This window comes from Streptomyces sp. NPDC051211 (genome assembly GCF_040689505.1).
In the GTDB taxonomy this organism is placed as follows: Bacteria; Actinomycetota; Actinomycetes; order Streptomycetales; family Streptomycetaceae; genus Streptomyces.
Map to the genome: position 1 here is coordinate 35,469 of NZ_JBFBAV010000024.1, position 18,548 is coordinate 54,016.

Here is an 18,548-nt window from a genome sequence, read left to right on the forward strand (position 1 = left end):
GGGGGAAAGTGACTGCGGAAGAGCTGGACGGCATCACCCGGCGGCGGCTCGTCATCGTCGCGGTCAGCGGCTACGAGAACAGCCCGCCCGGCTTCGACGAAGCCATCGCCGCCCAGGTCGAGCGCATCACCGACTGGCTCGCCCATCCCGACCTGGACGAGGACCGGCGCTTCGAAGTGAGCCGGGCCCCCGCTATGAGCTCCGTACAGGAGGTGCGAAACTTTCTGCACGGAGAAAACCTGGCTGCCGCCGAGTACGACGAAGCCGTCGTCGTCTACATCACCGGCCACGGCTTACGCCGCAACACGCAACGGCACTACCTAACGCTCGCCAAGACGGAAGAGAACCGGCTGCTCGCCACGGCGTTCCCGAGCAGCGAGCTCATCTCCGCGGTCCTGGACAGCGAGTCCGAGCATGTGCTTGTACTCGTCGACTCGTGCTTCTCCGGCACTTTGCACGCCGAGCTGTCGTCACTGATCCAAGACCTGTCCAACGACCGCCACGCCTTCGACGGGGCCGCTGTGGTCACGGCCGGGAACCACTACGAGCAGCCGCTAGTCGGCTCCTTCACCGAACGGCTGGCGCTGGCGTACGAGCGGATGCAGGACGAGGCCGCCGGGTACACGGCCTCGCACCTGTCGTTCCACGAGTGGGAACAGCTCCTGGACGAAGTCGGTCAGGACGAGGACGGCAGCGAGAAGGACCTCGTCAGCGCCGAGTGGATCGTCCCGCGTAAACGCAAGAAGCGGCTGAGCGCCTGCCTGCCGAACCCGCGCTACCAACCCGCCGTGAGCACGGCCGGCCCGGCGCTCCGCCAGCTGACCCTGACCACGACCGCGGGCACCGACTCGCTCTCGAGCCCCCTCGACGAGTTCTGGCTGGAGCGCGCGTCGGGTCGTGCGGCCGCCAACGACCCGGGCTGGTACTTCAGCGGCCGGGCCGAGCCGATGAGGGCCCTGACAGAGTTCCTTCGCGCCGGCGAGGTCGAGGGCGAAAGCGTCCTTGTCGTCACTGGCGCTGCGGGCTCCGGGAAGTCCGCGCTGCTCGCCCGCCTGGTCACCCTCTCCGACCCGGGCTTCACCGCGGATCCGCACTACGCCGCCATGGTGGCGGGCATCCCGGCGGAACTGAGGCCCGACGTAGGAGCAGTGGACATCGCGGTACTGGCACGCAACAAATCCGCGAGGGCGGTCGTGGAGGACCTCCTGACCGCACTCGGCACGACCGGGAACAACGACGGGGACGGGTCCGGTCCGAGTACGACACTGCCTCTGCAGACCCTGCTGATGCGTGTGGCGGCACGTACCGAGGGGGCTCCCGGGCCCGTCACCGTGGTCATCGACGCGCTGGACGAGGCCCAGGACCCGCTCGCCCTCGTCAACGACGTCGTCCTGCCGCTGGCCCGCCTCAACGGCCCGGACCGCGACCGCCCCGTGCGCCTCCTCCTCGGGATCCGCAGTTCCCCGCTCATGGGCCATCAGGGCGGAGCGGAGCTGCGCGACGAGCGCGCGGACCAGCTGCTGTTACGTCTGACCGACGCCCTGGGCAGCGAGGGCATCCTGGCCCGGATCCTGCGCAGCGACGGCCCGCACTGCGCCGACGACATCGCCGCCTACGCCGCCACCCTGCTGCTCGCGCCGTCCGACAGTCCCTATTACGGCGCAGCGGAGGCCGCCGCCGAGGCTGCGCGCATCATCGCGGACGCCGTCGCGCCCTCCTTCCTGGACGCCCGGATCGCCGCCGACCAACTCCGCAAGGCCGAAGGCCTCCAGGACCTCACCGAGGAACGCTGGCTGGAGCGTCTCGCCGACGGCACCACCGGACTCCTCCGCGAGGACATCAAGGCCGTCTCTCTCAGCACCGGAGTCCCGACGGACTTGCTGGTGACCGCCCTGCGCGCGACCACGTTCGCGCCGGGTGCCGGTCTGCCCTGGGCGGATGTCTGGCCGGCCGTCACCGTCGCGCTGGCCGCGGCCGAATACGGGCCCCGATACGTCAGCACCGACACCGCCGACCATGCCATCCGGACGCTCCGCAACAGCCGCCTCACCGGCTACCTGGCCACCGCCGAGGAGGACGCCCGTACCGTCTACCGTCCGGTCCACCAACGGCTGACCGACCTCCTGATCGCGGACCACGACTGGCTGCTGGCTCCGCCGTCCGCCACTGCCTCCCGCTGGTGGCGCCCGGCCACCGGCCCGCAGGCACTCGCCGCGGCGAACGCCGCGATCACCCCGGCTCTGGCGGGCCTGGTCGAGCGGTCCTGGCCGCACCCCGCCCACCCGTACGTCCGCAGGTACTTCCTGCACCACGCGGCGGCCGGAGGGTTGCTGTCCGACGCGGGTGTACCACTGCAACTGCTGTCCCAGGAGACATCCGGCACGCTCCGGGCCCGCCTGGGTTTGCCGCTGCCGGCCGGGGACTCGGAACGCCGGATGCTGACGGCCGCGGCGCTGATCGAGCCGTACGCCGACGAGACCGTGGACGTTGCTTCGCGTTCGGGCAGCATCGTGTTCCAGCGCGGCGTACAGGGTGAGTCGAGGGAGGCGCCGCCGGACGGGCTGCCAGCCGTACTGACCTGGGGCTGGTGGGCGGCACGCACGAACGTCCTCGCCCCGACCCAGGGGAACACGAAGAGTCTGTGCGTCGTGCCCACCTTGGACGGGCGGACTCTCATCGCGGTGCTGTCACCGGACGGGGACGTCGAAATCCGGGATGCGGCGACGGGCCGGCTGACGGCCGAGATCCGCTCGGAAGCAGATCCGGTGCTGTCCCTGCGCCCGATCCAAGCAGCCGGCGGGCGGACGTTCCTGGTCGCGCTGACCTCGGGCAGTGCCACGATCCACGATCCGACGTCGGGCCAGCCCATCGCCCACGCATCCTTCCCGCTCGCGGAGGAGGCACATGTCCTGAAGGACGGTTCCGCGGGCTGGGAGGTGTTCGTCCTCACCGGGCAAGGCGCCTTCCTGTGGAGACCCACCGCACATGGCTCACACGAGGCCGGGGCGGCGAGGGTCTTCGGGGCCGAGGCGTTCCCGGCGGTGTACCGGAACCCCCTTCAAAGGGCGACAGCCGTCGTACGCAGGGCGGACGGACTCGCCCTGGTGGCCGTGGCCACCACGGACGGCATCCGGCTCTGGGACCCCTCATCGGGACTCACGGCCCATCCCCCCTTCGGCGGCACGAACGCACACTCCCCGATGGTCGTCCCACGGCAGGGGGAAGACGACTTGCTCCTGATCAAGAACGGAGTCGCATCGGCTTCCCTCAGGCAGGTGTGGAATCCGTTCCGCGGCGAACGGGTGCCGCACCAACGGATCGACGGACGCGCCGCGACGGTGCTGCCGGGTGGCAGCTCACTCGCCTACGCCGAGAGCGGCCGCATCTCGGTCCGCAACCTCGACGGCACGATGTTGAGGTCCTTCGCTGTCGACGCCGCGTCCGTCAACGCCATTTCCGCGCTGGAAGGCCCGACCGGTCCGAGGATCGTGTCGGCCGGACTGCAGGGCCTCAGGCTCTGGGACGTCGGCAGGCAGGGGGAATCGGACGGCGCGCAGTCAGCGGAGACCGTGTACGAACCGCCGTTGGGAGGGCAGCTCCACTGGGGTGCGTGGCCTCTGTGCAGGTCGGAGGATGCCTCCTCGGGCAGGGGCGCCCCCGGCCTCGTCGTGGGGACCCGCAGGGGGCTCAACGTCCACGATGTCGCGACGGGAGCACCGCTGAGGCGGGTCGACACGGGCCCCGTGGTGTTGGTGGAGCCGCTGCCTTCGCCTCCGAGTACCTCGTACGTGGCGGTCAGAGGGCGGACGGACTGGTCGATCTGGGACCTCTTGTCCGGTGAGTCCGTGGGCCGTCTGCAAGGGGCTCGCTCCGCCAATGCGCCTTCCTGTATCGCCCGGACGCCGACGGGCCTGCCGTTGTTCGCCTCCCTGGCCAAGGACGGGGAGATCATTTGTACGACGTGGGATCCGGGGAGTCGTGAAGCAGCGATCTCGACCGTCACGTACCACCACCGCGTCCAACAGGCACGTGCGCTCGCCGCCCTCCCCCCGGGGAGCGGTGGTGGCACGACCGTCATCGCCGTGGCCGGCTCTGACGGGATCGGCCTCGTTGACCTGAGCTCTGGGAACCTCGTCTGTATGTTGCACGCCGAGGGGCAGCGCCTGGGTGCGTACACGTCCCAGTGCGTCGCCTTCCAACTGGGCGAGCGCACGCTGCTGGCCGCCGCAACGCTGTCCGCCCTCCACGTCTGGGACACCGCGGACGGCACGCTACTCGCCGCCTGCACAACCCGCGACACCCTGCCCCTGTCGAGCCTGCCCCTACCCGACGGCCGCACCCTGCTGGCTTCGGGGAACCCGAGCGGTGTCCGTATCTGGGACCCCCTGACCGGCGAACTCCGCCACACCCTGCTCACGGGTGCCCCGGTCCACGCCCTGGCCGCGGGCACCGGCCCGACGGGCACGGTCCTGCACATCCACGGCCCGGCGGGGCTGGCGACGCTCTCGCTGGACGAGCGGCTGTTGTGACGGCTCGTTCGCCCGGGCTCTCTTCACGTGTCCGGAAGGCCTCCATTCGCCAAGGCCAGGGGCACGAGATGGGCCTCAGAGGGGCAATGGGGGTGATCTTGAAGCCCTGAAGGGCCGGCCCGTCACTCACCTCGGGTCTGGTAGGCATGTTCAGGGGTCGCGTACTCGCCAAAGGTGCCGGTCAATCGTCACCCCCGTGTCGGTGCTCTGCGGCATGATGACCGCCGTGAACACCGAGATACTGATAGACGTCTGGCAGCGGCTTCTCGCCGACCCTCGCAAGTCGTGGGTGCTGTTCGAGCATGGCACTTGTGTCGTGCTGACCGCTCCGGATGGAGAGCTCGCTGAAGAGGCCACCGAGATCCTGAAGAAGTTCGGCCCGGCGCATGCCGGATCTTCGGCAGGAGACTTCGGGGTGATCGACCTCAAGGACGCCGAGGGATGGGTCGTCACCGGGCATCACAATGACGTCCTTACCTATGTCGGCCCTGATGAGCCTCACGATCAGTCGAAGATCGCTGTCGGGCTGTTCGGACGTTCCAAGCGCCATCGGGATGGCACCGAACTTCACGTCGTCCACGTTGAGGACAAACGAGGTTCAGCGAACCCAGCGTGAGTACCTGCGCTTCATCGCCGGTGGTCGCCGGGGCGTACCGGCTCCAGGTTCCGCCGCCTTCGGTGACGGCCCTGTTCTCCCGAGGCTGCCCCGAAGTGACAAGTAGCTCTCTGTAGCGGGTCTGGGGTCTGCTTGTCAGAGTTTTGGATCTTCCGGGCTCATCGAGCGCCGTGCTCGGCGAGGTTGGTCCGGTCATGACGACCGGAAGGAGCCTGGGGTGCGGGAGGAGCGGGAGCCGGAGGACCTGATCGAGGTCTGGACGCTGCTGGAGGAGGACCAGGAGCGGCTGCGGAACAAGTCGGGGGCGAACCGGTTGGGGTTCGCGCTGTTGCTGAAGTTCTTCGAAGTGGAGGCCCGGTTCCCGGAGGACGCCGGGGAGATTCCGGTACCGGCGGTGTCGTACATCGCCCAACAGGTGAAGGTGTCCGCGGAGGAGTGGGCCGCGTACGACTGGTCGGGGCGGGCGATCAAGCGGCACCGGACGGAGATCCGGGGCGCGTTCGGCTTCCGTGAGTGCACCAAGGATGGCTTTACTCACTAGTTTGAGCAGCGTTTGTTCACGAGCTCGGGAGGCGGTGCCGCGGCTTGGCAATTCGAACGACTGCGTTGAGGAGTCGCCCTCGGCCACCTCGCGGCTCCAGGAGTGTCGTGTAGCCAATCGCACCACGAGACCACCGACACGGCACCTAGCGTGATCGCGCAAGTTCAACAGGTGATCTAGCACGCCGCTAGGCGGCGCGGCCAGCATCAGTGCGGTGTACCCGAGGACGTCCATCCCCGCGGCCCGCGCGGCGAGGACGCCGTTGGGGCTGTCCGTCGACGACCAGGCAGTCCCGTGGCGCTAGGCCGGGCGACACCGTGCACATCTCCGAGATGTTCCGCCTCGTACGCGGCACCGGCCACATCCTCGACGTGCTCGACGTCCTCCACCGCGACCAAGTGGCGCTGCGCATCCACGACGGCGCGTTCTCCGCGATGGACCTCACCGCCCGCCACCCCCGCACCGGCGAGCTGCTGTCCACCGTGAAGTTCATGGTGCAGACCCTCGCCGCCGCCGGCGAACTCCAACGCGACCTCCAGCGCGAGCTGACCTACGACGGACTGCGCGCCGCCGAGGCCAAGGGCAGCAAAGGCGGACGCCGCCCCGCCGTCCCGGCCGGCAAGACCGCCGACGTGCGCACCGCGTACCTGGAAGGCCGCTCCATCGCCGCCCTCGCCCGCGACCACCGGGTCAGCCGCGGCGCGATCCGCACGGCCGTCGCCGACCTTCTGCCCGACCACACCGCCACCGAGGAGGACGCCCCCGCCCCGGAGTCGCCGGTCACCCTCGACATGCCGGGCAAGGTCGCCGACTTCCTCCGCACCGCCGAACTGGAGCCCGCCGAGCGGGCCGCGCTCGACCAAGGGGCGACCGTACGGCGCGGCCAGGGCTACACCCTGCGCGTCAGCGCCGTCCGCGCCGTGCACCGACAGCTCCTCGCCCGCTGCCAGCCGCTCGACGGCAGCCAGGGTCTCCCCGCAGTCCCGGCCCAGCGCAAGGCCCGCCGCGAGTACGGGAACCGGGTCAGCACGCTCACGCCCTGACCAAGATCGTTCTCACCGATAACCGCTGTACCGATGTTCCCCGAGGCCGAGCCCGAGCGGCGCCCGGCCCTGTAGGCGGGCTCGACATGTCCGAGCACGACGCCGCCGCCGGTGACGACTTCGTAGTGCCGGGTTTCGGCGTCCCTGAGGACCAGACGCGCGTCGTCGACGAACTCGCGGGCCTTCTTCTGCGACATCGGCCCCTTCGGCCGCCCGGCCGCTTCGGTCAACGGACACTCTCCTCGATCCCCTCGCCGGATCCGGCGGGCTGGGCGTCGCGGATGTTGGCGCGGCCGGCGGCCTCGCGCAGGGCTGCGGCGCGGGCCCGGGAGCGGGCGGCTTCCTGCGGGTAGTCGATCTTGGGGTGGAGGGGGAGGCCCCCGCGCTCACTTTCGCGGATCATGCGTTCCTGGAGTTCGGCGTGGAATTCCCAGAGGTCGGCCTCCGCATGGGGGTCGGGCAGCAGCTGGTCGATCCGCATGCGGAAGGCGGCGTCCCCGACGAGCAGCGACATCTCCCGAGTCGAGTACCGGGGCAGGCTGCCGCTGACCGGGTGTTCCTGGTCGGCCCAGCCGTCGTGCCGGCGCAGCCAGCGGTCCAGCGCGGCGGCGGTCTTCTCCGCGCTGCCAGCCGCGGGGACGGCAGCGCCCGGTGCGTAGCGGGCGCCGTAGGGGATGCGCCGGTCGTCGGCGGTGCCGTCCGGGTGCCGACGCTCGGGCTTCTCGAATGGCTCGGTCCATTCGTTGACGTACTCGGCGAAGCGGGCGTGGGCGGACTGCTTGGTGATGCCCAGGGCTTCGCCGATGTCCTCCCAGCTGGTGCCGCGCTCGCGTTCGTAGACGACGGCGCGGCGCTGGGCGTGCTCGGCGAGCCGGAGCAGTTCGGCGGCCTCGCGCACGAAGTCGCCCGGCGCGATCGTGTCGGAAGAGTCGTCGTGGGTTCCGACGCGGCTGAGCGCGGTCTCAGCCGTGTCGCGGTGCGCGTCGGAGAGCATGAGGCGCGCGAGGGCGCCCCTGGTATACGGGTGGTCCGGTTCGGCGTTCGTGTCGGTCTGCGGGCTCATCTCGGTCATGCTCGTCAGCATAGAACTGACACCCATGCAATGTCAGTCGGTGCCTGACTTTCGGTGAGCGTCAGTCCGAAGTGACCAGCATCAGCTAATGATTGATGCTGACCACACACATTTGCCAGAGGAAGCCTGACAGGGGATTCAAGTCAGGCGACGGCTGACGTGCAGAGCGCCGCCGTGAAGTGACAGGATAATTACGGTTATCCTGTGCGTATGCTGACGCCCGATCAGGATGTACTGGAATCAGGTGAATCACCCGACATGCCGGGGTCGGCGCTTGCCCGCTCCCCCCGCTCGACCCTCACGACCTTCCGGCGCGACCCTCGCGCCCTGTGGCCGGAGCACGCGCGCAAGCTGTACGACTACCTGCACGCCATCTACGGCGAAGACGACGTGCTGCCGACACTCGCCGCGGCGTGGATCGCCCACCAGCGATCGGCCAACACCCAGAAGTCCTATGCCCGCGGGTTCCGCGTCTTCGAAGAGTTCGCCCGGGAGCACGGCACGCACCCGATGACCGTGAAGTTCGTCCTCGCCGACACCTTCCGGATGCACCTGGAGACCTCTCCCACGTGGGTGCGCGTCAAGGGCGGCCGGCGGGGCGAGATGGTCCGCACCGGCAAGCCGTACTCCGAGGCCTCGCGAAAGAACGCCCTGTCGGCGGCCTCGTCGTTCTACGTCTACCTGGACAAGGTCAGCGACGACGGGGTGAAGAATCCGTTCGACGCGGTCCAGCGGCCGTACGTCGACCCGACCTACTCGCCCACGCCCGGCTACACCGAAGCCGAGTGGGCCCGGTTCGTGGCCGTCGCCCGCGACGAGCACCGGGTAGCGGCTTACCGCAAACGCGCGTACGCCCTGCTGCTCATCCTCTACACCTGCTGCCTGCGCATCGACTCGCTGCTCAACGCCCGCGTGGAAGACCTCGGCTACGACAAGGGGCACCGCGTGCTGCTCCTGGAGAAGGTCAAGGGCGGCGGCCGGAAGAAGAAGCCGATCCCTCCCGTGGCCTGGGACGCGCTCCAGGACTACCTCGACGGACGGGAGACCGGCTGGCTGTTCTGCACGGCGTCCGGCGCCCAGCTCGACGAACCGGCCGTATGGCGGCTCCTCCAGTCCCTGGCCAAGCGCGCCGGGCTCCCGCTGCGCGGCCCGCACGGCGTGAAGGGGGACGCCGTCACCCACGCCTTGGCGAAGCCGGACGCCCGGCCGGACAAGGTGCAGCAGTGGGCCGACCACAAAGACTCCCGCACCACCCAGCTCTACAACCGGCGCCGGGAACTCCTCGACGACAGCCCCGGCTACGGCCTCGCTGCCGACGTTGCCGGCGCCCTGGCGCGCGACATCACCTGACTCGACGACAGGGTCGGGCAGAGCTCGAACCGTGGCGGCTGACCTGTCACGACTGGTCCGGGTTTCCCTGGACGAGACGTTGCTGCCGATCGGCTTCCTCAGCCTCGGCGGTCATCTGCCACTCCTCCGTCTTCAAGTCGAACGACTCCTCGGCCTCCTTGAACGCCCTATTCGGCTTCGGGAGGTCCGCCTCGCCTCGGCGCCAAGCGAAGAGGCTCTGCGTCATGTCCTCGACCAGACCACGCAGTACCCATCGACGGCCGTGTTGGTGGGTCGCGTACTCCAGCATGTGCAGGCTCTCGCCGTACTTAAGGCTGTCGAGCAGTCGGTGCCGAAGCTCCTCCTGCTTGATTTGCAGAGCACCAACCCTCACCGGGTGTGCCTTGCTGCGCCAGATGCCCTCCCACTGCTTCTCTGCCTCGCGCTGGCGCATCCGGAACTCACGCACATCGTCGCCCCGCGGAGGATTGGTGTCCTCGGGCACGCGGCGAGCGTGGTCCTCCAGCGCCTCCAACTCCTTGGCCAGTGAGGCAACGACGTTGGCCCGCTCGGCGTCGGCGCGCGCCGTACGCGCGTCGCTCAACTGGGCCTTGAGCACGAGAACCGCAGTGACTGTGCTCGCACTCGCACCGAGGAGGGCGCCAACGAGGCCTGACACGGGGGAGATCCAGTCCATGGTCGGAGTCTCGCCGAAACGTGCAGCACGCAGGTCGGAAACCAATCAATCAGAGCGCGGCGTCTGGAACTTCGACTTCGCCATGGTGGGCCTGCGCCCCGGCCGAGGACCCCGAGTTCTGATGTCTCCGCAGCTCAGGTCCTTGCGGGCTCGGGATGGCATCTTATCCGAGGTGATCTGGGAGGGAGAAGCGACAGGGCAGGCTGGAAGGACTCCGGTCTGGTCTTCAGTACAACGGCGAGATCCGCCTCCCACACCTGCAAGTCGGTCTCACCGCTGTGGGGCGGGCGAAGTGAGGCGGTGGCTTTGAGTCCGCGGGGATGCCCGAGCAGGGAGCGCGGCCGTCCGAGGTGGCCCGCGGGTTACGGGTATCGCGCAGGTAATCAGCAGATGGCTCGCACGTCCGCCGCAGCCGCTCACAAGCTCTCAGTGGGCGTTAAGTCCGTTTCTGGTAGCGGCCTCGTCCGGGTTGAGTGAGGAAGCCTTGACGGGTGAGGCGTCCGAAGCGGCTGCGGGTGATGTTGACGGATGCCTCGTCGGTGGGCATGTCGAGGAGTTCGTGCAGATCGCGGGCCCGGGACACACGGTCGGGGTGCTGGTTGAAGGCGTTCACGATGGCCTGATAGGCGGTGCTCGACTCGGGCGGATCGGGGTCGGTCCCGGTCGGTGCGAGTTCGGCGATGATCTTGCGGGTGGTGGCCAGGTCCGCAAGATGGGCTTCCGTCTCGGTGAGGGCGGCAGTGAAGTGCGCGATCTGCTTGCGGAGTTCGTCCGCCCGGGCCGTGGCCTCATGCTCCCGGATGTGAAGGTCCACCAGGAGTTCGGTGATGTTCACGCGGCCAGCCCGATGGTGTCGCGCCAGGCCGGGGTGGGGGTGGTGAGGCGACGGGCCATGTTCGCGGTGGAGGCCCAGTAGACGCGTGAGTAACGGGCCTGAGCCCCACCCTGTGTCGTTTAGGTCGGCGAACTCGATAGCGCCTGCGCGGGCCTCGTGGTGATCTCGTAACGCAGCAGACCGTTGCGCTTGCCCGACTCCGGCGCTTGGCCTTGACGTCCCACCTGCCAGAGCAGTCGTCCGTTACGTGTTGCCACCATTGCTGCTTGAATGCTCTTGGCCCCGCCGGAACCACCGGCGGGGCCAAGAGCATTCAAGCAGGTTTCCTCTGCCGGAGAGCGAACCAGCATCGGGGAAACAGGGATGTCCTCTCGTACCGCGCGTGACCGCTACATCATTCCCAAGAAAGGACCGAACTTGGATGGTGTCATGGAGTTTCCGTCATCTTCATGCCACAGACAGTGTGCTGCATAAATATAGCCGGCACCCCCGTTGAGTACGAACCACTTACCAGGAATCCCCTCAAGGTCGAATGAGTCCAGGGATCGAAATTCCGGATCCACGCAGACCTCAAGCCGGCTCCAGTTCATTGGCGTATGAAGGAAATGAACGTGCGAGAATAGCACATCGACTCGAGTCGGAGATGTCTCTGCCAAGCTGCGCATGACCAGCTGGCGATAGCTTAGGGAGTAGTGCCAGATCTCGAAGGGGCGAGCCCACCCGGCAACGAATTCCATCAAGAACCTCCGAGATACCGAGAGCCCGAAAAGACGTCACCGGTGACATCCTTTTCTCCCATATAGAAGAAGAGTCTATCCTTGCCCAGCTCACCCACACGGAAGGCGCGCTCCAGTATCGCCATCTCCATCTGCGTGGTCCTCGGGTAGGCGCCCGTTCCGGCCATCACGGCGTGATCGAACAATTCGGCCGCTCCACCATCACTTCCGTCATTCTTCTTGAATCCGTCAAGACGGACATGTATACGAGTCTCGGGGTGCGAATTCGCGACGTCTCGAACTTCACCAACGGCATCCTGCCACGTCGCAGAATCCATGAAGTGGGTGTACTTCTTGTCTTCAGCAAAAGCCACTAGACCTTCTCGACTTAGCCCGAGGGCCACGTTCTTGATGTCTTTATCGCAGTTGTGAACCAGGACAGGCTTGACGCCCGCCAGTACATAGTACGTATGGAAGTCGCCGACGGTGATGTTATGCGTTGTGACTGCGTACGGATAGTTGCGGACGATCTCGACGGTGAGTGTGCGGCCGTCAGGCTGGATGAGTCGGTCGCCCGGGGTGAAGTCACCAGCGTCGACCCACTGCTTGCGGGTTTCGTTCCAGTGGGGGTGGTGACGGGTGGAGGTGAGCTGGGCCGGCGGGCCGCGCGGGTTTGCGTCGTCGGTCAAGGTGAGGTCGGTGAACTCCTTGTCGTCCGGAGTGGTGATCGTGCCCGTGACCTCCTTCGGGCGGGTCTTGCCAGTCTGCGGGTCGGTGGCCATGACGGTGTCACCGACCTTGACGTCCTGGATCTCCTTGGTCGTGCCGTCGGCCATCTGGACGCGCGTCCCCGTAGGGAAGCTATTCGTCTTGCACGCCGGACCGGACGCAGCTTCCGCGCCGCCTCGGGACTCGGCACTGCCAGCGCCCGCCTCGGCGTCGGCCTCGCTCTTCGCTGCCTTGGCCTCGGTGCCGGCGGCATCACCGGCCGACTCGTCCGCTGCCTTTACTTCTGCTGATTTCGCTGCTTGGGCTTGAGCAGCGCGGGCTTCGTCGCCCGCCTTCTTGGACCGGGTGAATGCTTCCATGGCCCTGGCCGCCCGGCGCTCGCCAGCTTGGATCGCGTCGTAGGCCTTGTTCAGCTGTTTGTAGATCTTGTATGCCTTGATGCCGATCTTGACGGCCTTCAGCAGCTTGCCCCAGGGGACCGCGTTGAGGGCGGTGTTGATGCAGGCCATGGCGTCGCCCTTGGTGAAGCAGTCGCGGGCGTCGTTGTAGCCGATCAAGTCCATGACGATGTTGATGACCTCGCGCTTGAGTTCATCCCGTCGCTGCTTGGCGCTATTGAGGGCGGCGTTGGACTCGTTGAGCTCCGTCTGTGCCTGCTTCTCGGCGCCCGTCTGTCCTGTCGCGCCGCTGTTCTGCTTCCTGTGGCGCTCGTACACGCCACCACATCCAGGGCCCAGGTCGCCGCAGGCTTCGCGGAGACCGGTCGCGTCCGACTTGTTGATGGGGCCGTTGCTGGAGTACGCGTAGGCGTTCCACTGCTGCGGGTTGCCCGGGTCGATGATGGGGTCGGGGCTGATGAAGCGGCCGGTGGTGGGGTCGTATTCGCGGGCGCCCAGGAGGGTGAAGCCCGTCGATTCCTCCTTGGTGCCGCCGACGAAGCCCTTGTCGCCGGCCCAGGTGCCGGGGGCGGGCTGGGTGCCGCGGGCGTTGCCGAAGGGGTCGGAGTGGCGGCGGACCTGAGTGAGGTTGGCGGAGTCGAACTGGACGCCGCCGGTGCCGTGGTGGTCCGAGCCCTGGTAGGTGAGCTCGCTGATGCCGCCGGTGGTGGTGCGGGTGATGGACAGGCCGCCGGGGGCCGCGTAAGTGCGGACGTTGGAGACCTTCTTGGTGGCGGTGTCCAGCGTGATCTGGTCGCTGCCGAGGTTCAGGACCGTCTTGCCGGGGTCGCGGCGGATGAGCTGGTTGCCGCCGGTGTCGTAGAGGTAGCTGGTGCCCGCGCTCTCACCGGTACCGGTGATCTTGTCGAGCTTGCCCTGGCCGTTCCAGGTGAGGGTCTTGGTGCCCGGGGTGCTGGTGATCGAGGCCGTGTTGCCGGCCGCGTCGTAGGTGTAGGAGGTGACCTTCGTACCGGAGGGGCTGGTCTCGGTGGACTTCAGCAGGGCGTGCGGGCCGCCCGTGCCGCCGCCGGTGGTGGGGTCGGTGGACGGAGTGTTGGGCCCGGTGCCGAAGGTCTGGGTGACCGTGACGTCCTTGGCCGTGGCACCGGTGGTGTCCTTACGGATCAGCTTCGTGCGGTTGCCGATCATGTCGTACTCGTACTGCTGCCAGTACGGAGCGGGGCCGCCGACGCTGGGCTTGCCGGTGCCGTCGATGGACGGGCCGCCGGCGTTGGTGCAGCCACCGATGCCGCGGACGGACGGCTGGGGCGCGGTGTTGGTGGTTCCGCTGTCGGTCCAGGACTGGGTGAGGCGGCCCAGGTAGTCGTGAGTGAAGCACTGCAGGTCGGTCTTCGCACCGTCCTCCACCGTACGGATCGAGGTCAGCGAGCCCGCCTTGTTGTACGTGTAGTCGGTGACGTCGACGCTCGCCGTGGCAGCGGTCTGCTTGTCCAGCGTGGTGCGGACCGGGCGGCCGGTGGCAAGGTCGTAGTCCACCGTCGAGACGACCTGCTTGCCCGTACCGCCGATGGTCGTGCGGATCGCCCGGCCGTAGGCGTCGTAACGCAGGTCCACCACGTACGGGGACTTGGCGAGGCCGATGGTTCCGACCATCCCAGCGAGCGTGCCGGCCGTGTAGTAGGAGAAGCCGAGCGTCTCCGCACCCAGGCCGGCCTGGGCGATGGCGGGCAGGACCGTGGATGTCAGCTGCCCGTGAGCGTCGTAGGTGTTGGTGGTCTGGTAGGTGCCGGCAAGTTCCTTCTCGACGGCAGGGATGGTCGTCTTGGCCCCGAGGGGCCGGTAGCCGGCGTCATAGCCGGTGACTTCGGAGACGTACGCCGCGCCCGTGGCGCCGCCTACGTAGCGGGTGGTGGTGGACGGCTTGCCGAGCACCTTGGTGTCGTAGGTGAAGCCGGCGACCTGCTTGGCCGGGTCGACGGCGGTGCCCTCGTACGTGGCGATGGTGCGGCCGAGGAGGTCGGTGACCGTGGTGGCGCTCTTACCCCGGGCATCGGTCTGGGTGACGAGGTTCTTGCTGTCGTCGTAGCTGCTCGTCGACGCGCCAGAGTCAGGGTCGGTGGACTTGGTCAGGCGGCCCAGCAGGTCATAGCTGAAGGTCCACTCATTGCCTGCGGAGTCCTTCCGCCACAGCTCCTTGCCCTGGGCGTTGTAGCCGTACCGCGTCTCGTCATAGTCGCCGATGGGTGTGTTGGCCTTGTACTGGCGCAGGGCGACGGTCTGGCCGAGCCCGTCGCTGATGGAGGCACTGGCGAATCCGCCGTTCGGCGGGATGGAACGGACCTCATCCGCACCCGGGTACTCGGTCTTCGAGCGCCACTGCTCAACGCCGTACGACTGGAAGACCGACGCCGTGGTCCGGCCCAGGCCGTCAAAGACCTGCACCGTCTGCGCAGGGATCTTCGAGTCCGGGTTCACTCCGCCGTTCGGCAGGAACAGCGCACCGGAGGGGGCACCCTCGTCGACCCAGTACGGGGCGCTGGTCTTGACCTGCCACCCGTGCGAGTCGAACAGCGCATCGGTGACCATCCGCCCCGTGTCACCGTTGGCCGGAGTGGCCTGGGTCTGGCGGACCCGGCCGAGGCCGTCGTAGATGGTGTAGGCGCTGATGTACTGGTTGTTGTTCATGAGCGTCTGGCTCAGAACGGTGGTCGGCGCGTTGGTGCCGTTCATCGTGTACGAGAACTTCCGGACCGGCAGGAAGCCGTCGACCTTCTCCTGGCCGGGCTGCCACACAGCCGTGACGCGACCGAGCGCATCGTACTCGCGTTCGGCGACGTGGCCGTTCTCGTCAGTGGACTTCAGCGGCAGGGCGCGGCCGATATCGAGGGTGTTGTACGACTTCCAGCCCAGCGGGTTGGTGTGGACGACCTCGGTCGGGAGGGAGCCGGTGGCCGGCTTGTACTCCGTCCTGGTGACCGCACCGGCCGGGTGGGCCGCGTCCTTGCGGACGTTGTTGGTGGTGGTGGTGACGCGTCCGTACGCGTCGTAGGTGGAGGTGACGTTGCGGCGGTAGACCGGATTTCCGGTGCCGTCGTACTTCTCCAGGACCTCGGTGCCGGTCTGGTCTGCGGTAGCTCCGGACTGGCCCAGCGGCAGCCCGTCGTAGTACGTACGGGTGTCGCCGACCGTGTTCGCAGTGTTCGGCGTCTGCCCGCAGGTCCCGGAAAGAATCAGGGTGCGGGAGGCCAGCTGAGTCAGAGCACCGCCGGGACCCGAGGCGTACTCGAACTTGGTGCACAGGCGCTGCTCCGGGCGCGAGATGTCCGCCCAGTCGTCCACGTGTTCCGGGCGGAAGAACAACGTGTCGTCGTAGGTGGAGGTCCGCACGGAGTTGCGCCAGCTGCCATTGGCGAGCTTGGCGCTGCTCTTGACCTTCGCGGTGTTCATCGCGCGGGCCGTGATCGCGGGCATGCCTCCGGACTGGGCGCGGGTGGCAGTGACGGGGCTCAGCCAGGGGCTGGAGACCTCGTCGGCGACCACGCTGCCGCCGTCGCGCTCATACGTCTGGGTGCGCAGGGCGAAGCCTGAGAGGACGTCCTCATCGGGCTTGGTTGCGCCCGAGGCGTCGATGTAGGTGACCGAGCGCTTGGTGCCGTTGGCCAGGACGTCCCCGTCCATACCGCGCAGGTAGGTGGAAACGGTCTTGGTGCGCGGTGCCTCGCTGGCGTTTCCGTTGCCCGTCCGGGTGGTGACGGTCTGGAAACCGCGGAACTGGTCCCATGTGCGGGTCTTGGGGTCGGGAAGTTCGGAGTCGTTGCGGTGCCAGGCGATGCCGCCGCCGTACTGGTACGTGGTCACCTTGGCGACGTTGGGGTCGCCGTCGGCGACGGCGTCCTGTTCGGTGACGGACTCGACGATGATCTTGTTGAACCAGTCGTTGACCGGGTCGGGGTAGGACTGGCCGGGCAGGTACCACTTGACCGGCATGCAGGCCATGGTGTTGCTGTCTTCGGAGGCCGGCATCGTGTTGTTGACGCGGGAGCACTCCGCTGACTTGTAGACGACGTTGATCCGTCCGCCGGTCTCGGTGGTGATGCTTTGGATGCGCGGCCGGTTGTAGCGCGGGGCGGACGCCTCGGTTCCGTCCGGGCGCTTGACGATGCCGTCGACGCGGTTGGGGATCTGCAGGGGCTGGAACGTCACCGGCGGCACGGCCAGAGTGGCCTGCCCGTTCTTACCCAGACGCTGAATGGAGTCCAGCCAGAGGGAGGGCGAGGTGCCGTCCTGCGGATCCTTGAAGGTCTGCTTGAGGCCGAAGGTGTCGACGCGGCGGTAGACGGTGCCCTCGAGGACCTCGGTGTCGATCCAGGTCAGCTTCTTCGTCGTGAAGTAGGTGGGTGAAAGGTTCAGGCAGGTGCCGGTGGACTTGCACTCCTGGTCGATCGGGACGTCCGGCCAGTACGCGGCGTTGGCCGTGGTGCGCTGGGCGGGGTCGTTGCAGTCGGGCTTGGCCGCGGTGTCGCAGCGCTCCGCGGTGCGGAACCACACCTGAGCGGCCGGCTTGGCCGTGCCCTTGGCAGCGATCTGGTCGGGCAGGCGCTGGCCGTAGCCGACCCAGGTCGGGTAGCTGCCGCGCTGGTAGGAGGTGAGCGTGCCGGTGCCGTTGTTCTGGCCGCCACCGCGCGCGTAGTAGTTGGTCTCCTGCGCGTAGCGGTAGGAGATCAGGTTCTGGTGCGGGTCGACGACGTAGTCGAGGTTCCACTGCCAGCCGAGGTGGTTCCAGGAGCCGGTGGCCGGGGACTGGGCCCCCATGCACTTGTCCTGCCCGCCGGGCCAGTAGACCGGCACGCGGGACACCGAGTTGGCGTCGGTGTCAGTGCCGTCGCCGCCGGGGAGGTTGTTGGCGCCGAAGTAGTACTGGGTGCCGTCGCCGGTGGTGACCTTCCAGGCCTCGCCGGCCCAAGCAGTGTTGTTGCGGCCGGTCAGGCGTTCGATCTTGCTGCCGTCGTCACCGCGAAGCCGGTAGACGCAGGAGGTGTCATCGCGGACGATCTCGCCCGCGTGGCCCGCGAGGTTGAGGGAGAGGACGTCGCCGCCCCAGCACTCGTCGCCCGAGTTCTCGATCCCCGCGTCCTTGCACGTCTTGTACGAGCGGGAGATCGAGCCCGGGTGCCAGTCCCAGCCGTCACCGATCCAGCTCGCCTGCGCGTTCGTGGACGCCGTACGGCCGTCCAGCGAGGAAGAGTCGTAGGCAAGCCCGACGCTCGGCGCCGGACCGGCGATCGCGGACGGCACCTCGACGGTGTAGCCGTACGTGAAGTTGGCCGCGTTCGAGCCCGCCTGCCACGACATCGACGGCAGCAGCGGCGACGCGGAGAAGTCACCGGCCGCGCCGGACGGGCCGCTCTCCACGCCCAGGACCACGCCTTGCGGGGCCAGCACCTGCGGGGCTGCTGCCGGCTGGGCCTTCAGTACGGACGGAGCAGGGGCCTGCGGGAGGTCGATCTCGGCGACCAGGCGGCCAGAGACGGCGTCACGGTGCGACGGGACAGGAGTCCGGGTGGTGCAGCCCTTCGCGCCCGGGCTGGTCAAAGCGCAGGCGGGGAGCTGGACGAGCCGGGCGCGGTCGGCCCAGTTGGCGCTGGTCTTCCTGGCCCAGGCTTTGACGTCGAAGCCGAGCTCGAGCTTTCCGGCCGGGCTCGTGCTGTCAGTGTCGGTGAGGGTGATCAGGGCGCCGTTGACGCCGGCCGCGCGGGCCTGGTCGGCGTCCTTCACCGCGACCTTCAGCGCACCCTTGCCGCCCGTGGCGCCGGCAGAGGAAACAGCCGCCGAACTCTTCACGCCGTTTGCTGGCGTGATCCACACAGGAAGAGATCCGGCCTTGAGGGAGGACTTGCCGAGGACGGATCGGGATGCCTGCGCATCGCCAAGTGCCACCGTTGCGGCGCCCGTTAGAGGTGCAGTGTTCGATTCAGGGACCCATTCCCGACCGGCCGGCGCCGCCGACGGTGTCGGGCGCTTTGCGTTCGAGCCCTTGACGGGC

Annotated in this window: 9 protein-coding genes; 5 read left to right on the forward strand and 4 right to left on the reverse strand. The window is 68.1% G+C overall.

Annotated elements, in window-relative coordinates:
* Positions 1-8: 8 nt before the first annotated feature.
* From AB0447_RS22720 to AB0447_RS22735, 4 genes are all read left to right on the forward strand, one after another.
* Positions 9-4,529, forward strand: coding sequence for an AAA family ATPase (locus tag AB0447_RS22720; RefSeq protein ID WP_366478541.1), 4,521 nt, complete (start codon positions 9-11; stop codon positions 4,527-4,529).
* 214 nt (positions 4,530-4,743) lie between these two features.
* The gene (locus AB0447_RS22725; protein ID WP_366478584.1) at positions 4,744-5,145 is read left to right on the forward strand and encodes a hypothetical protein; all 402 of its coding nucleotides are present in this window, start codon (positions 4,744-4,746) and stop codon (positions 5,143-5,145) included.
* Between the two features lie 217 nt (positions 5,146-5,362).
* Complete coding sequence (locus AB0447_RS22730; RefSeq protein ID WP_366478542.1) at positions 5,363-5,686, forward strand: DUF4158 domain-containing protein; 324 nt, start codon at positions 5,363-5,365, stop codon at positions 5,684-5,686.
* A gap of 209 nt (positions 5,687-5,895) precedes the next feature.
* Positions 5,896-6,729, forward strand: a complete 834-nt coding sequence (locus tag AB0447_RS22735; RefSeq protein ID WP_366478543.1) for a recombinase family protein — start codon at positions 5,896-5,898, stop codon at positions 6,727-6,729.
* 226 nt (positions 6,730-6,955) lie between these two features.
* On the opposite strand, the gene AB0447_RS22740 is transcribed toward AB0447_RS22735, so the two are convergent.
* Positions 6,956-7,801, reverse strand: coding sequence for a hypothetical protein (locus AB0447_RS22740; protein WP_366478544.1), 846 nt, complete (start codon positions 7,799-7,801; stop codon positions 6,956-6,958).
* Between the two features lie 210 nt (positions 7,802-8,011).
* Here AB0447_RS22740 and AB0447_RS22745 point away from each other — a divergent pair, with 210 nt between their 5' ends.
* On the forward strand, positions 8,012-9,151 hold the full coding sequence (locus AB0447_RS22745) for a tyrosine-type recombinase/integrase (protein WP_366478545.1): 1,140 nt from the start codon (positions 8,012-8,014) through the stop codon (positions 9,149-9,151).
* 46 nt (positions 9,152-9,197) lie between these two features.
* On the opposite strand, the gene AB0447_RS22750 is transcribed toward AB0447_RS22745, so the two are convergent.
* The 3 genes from AB0447_RS22750 to AB0447_RS22760 form a co-directional block, all read right to left on the reverse strand.
* Positions 9,198-9,827 carry a hypothetical protein gene (locus tag AB0447_RS22750; protein ID WP_366478546.1) on the reverse strand — a complete coding sequence of 210 codons (630 nt, stop codon included), beginning with the start codon at positions 9,825-9,827 and terminating at the stop codon, positions 9,198-9,200.
* Positions 9,828-10,263: 436 nt separating this feature from the next.
* Positions 10,264-10,662, reverse strand: coding sequence for a hypothetical protein (locus tag AB0447_RS22755; protein WP_366478547.1), 399 nt, complete (start codon positions 10,660-10,662; stop codon positions 10,264-10,266).
* A gap of 736 nt (positions 10,663-11,398) precedes the next feature.
* Entirely contained in the window at positions 11,399-18,346 is a 6,948-nt protein-coding gene (locus tag AB0447_RS22760; protein WP_366478548.1) for a polymorphic toxin-type HINT domain-containing protein, read from the reverse strand.
* Between the last annotated feature and the right edge of the window lie 202 nt (positions 18,347-18,548).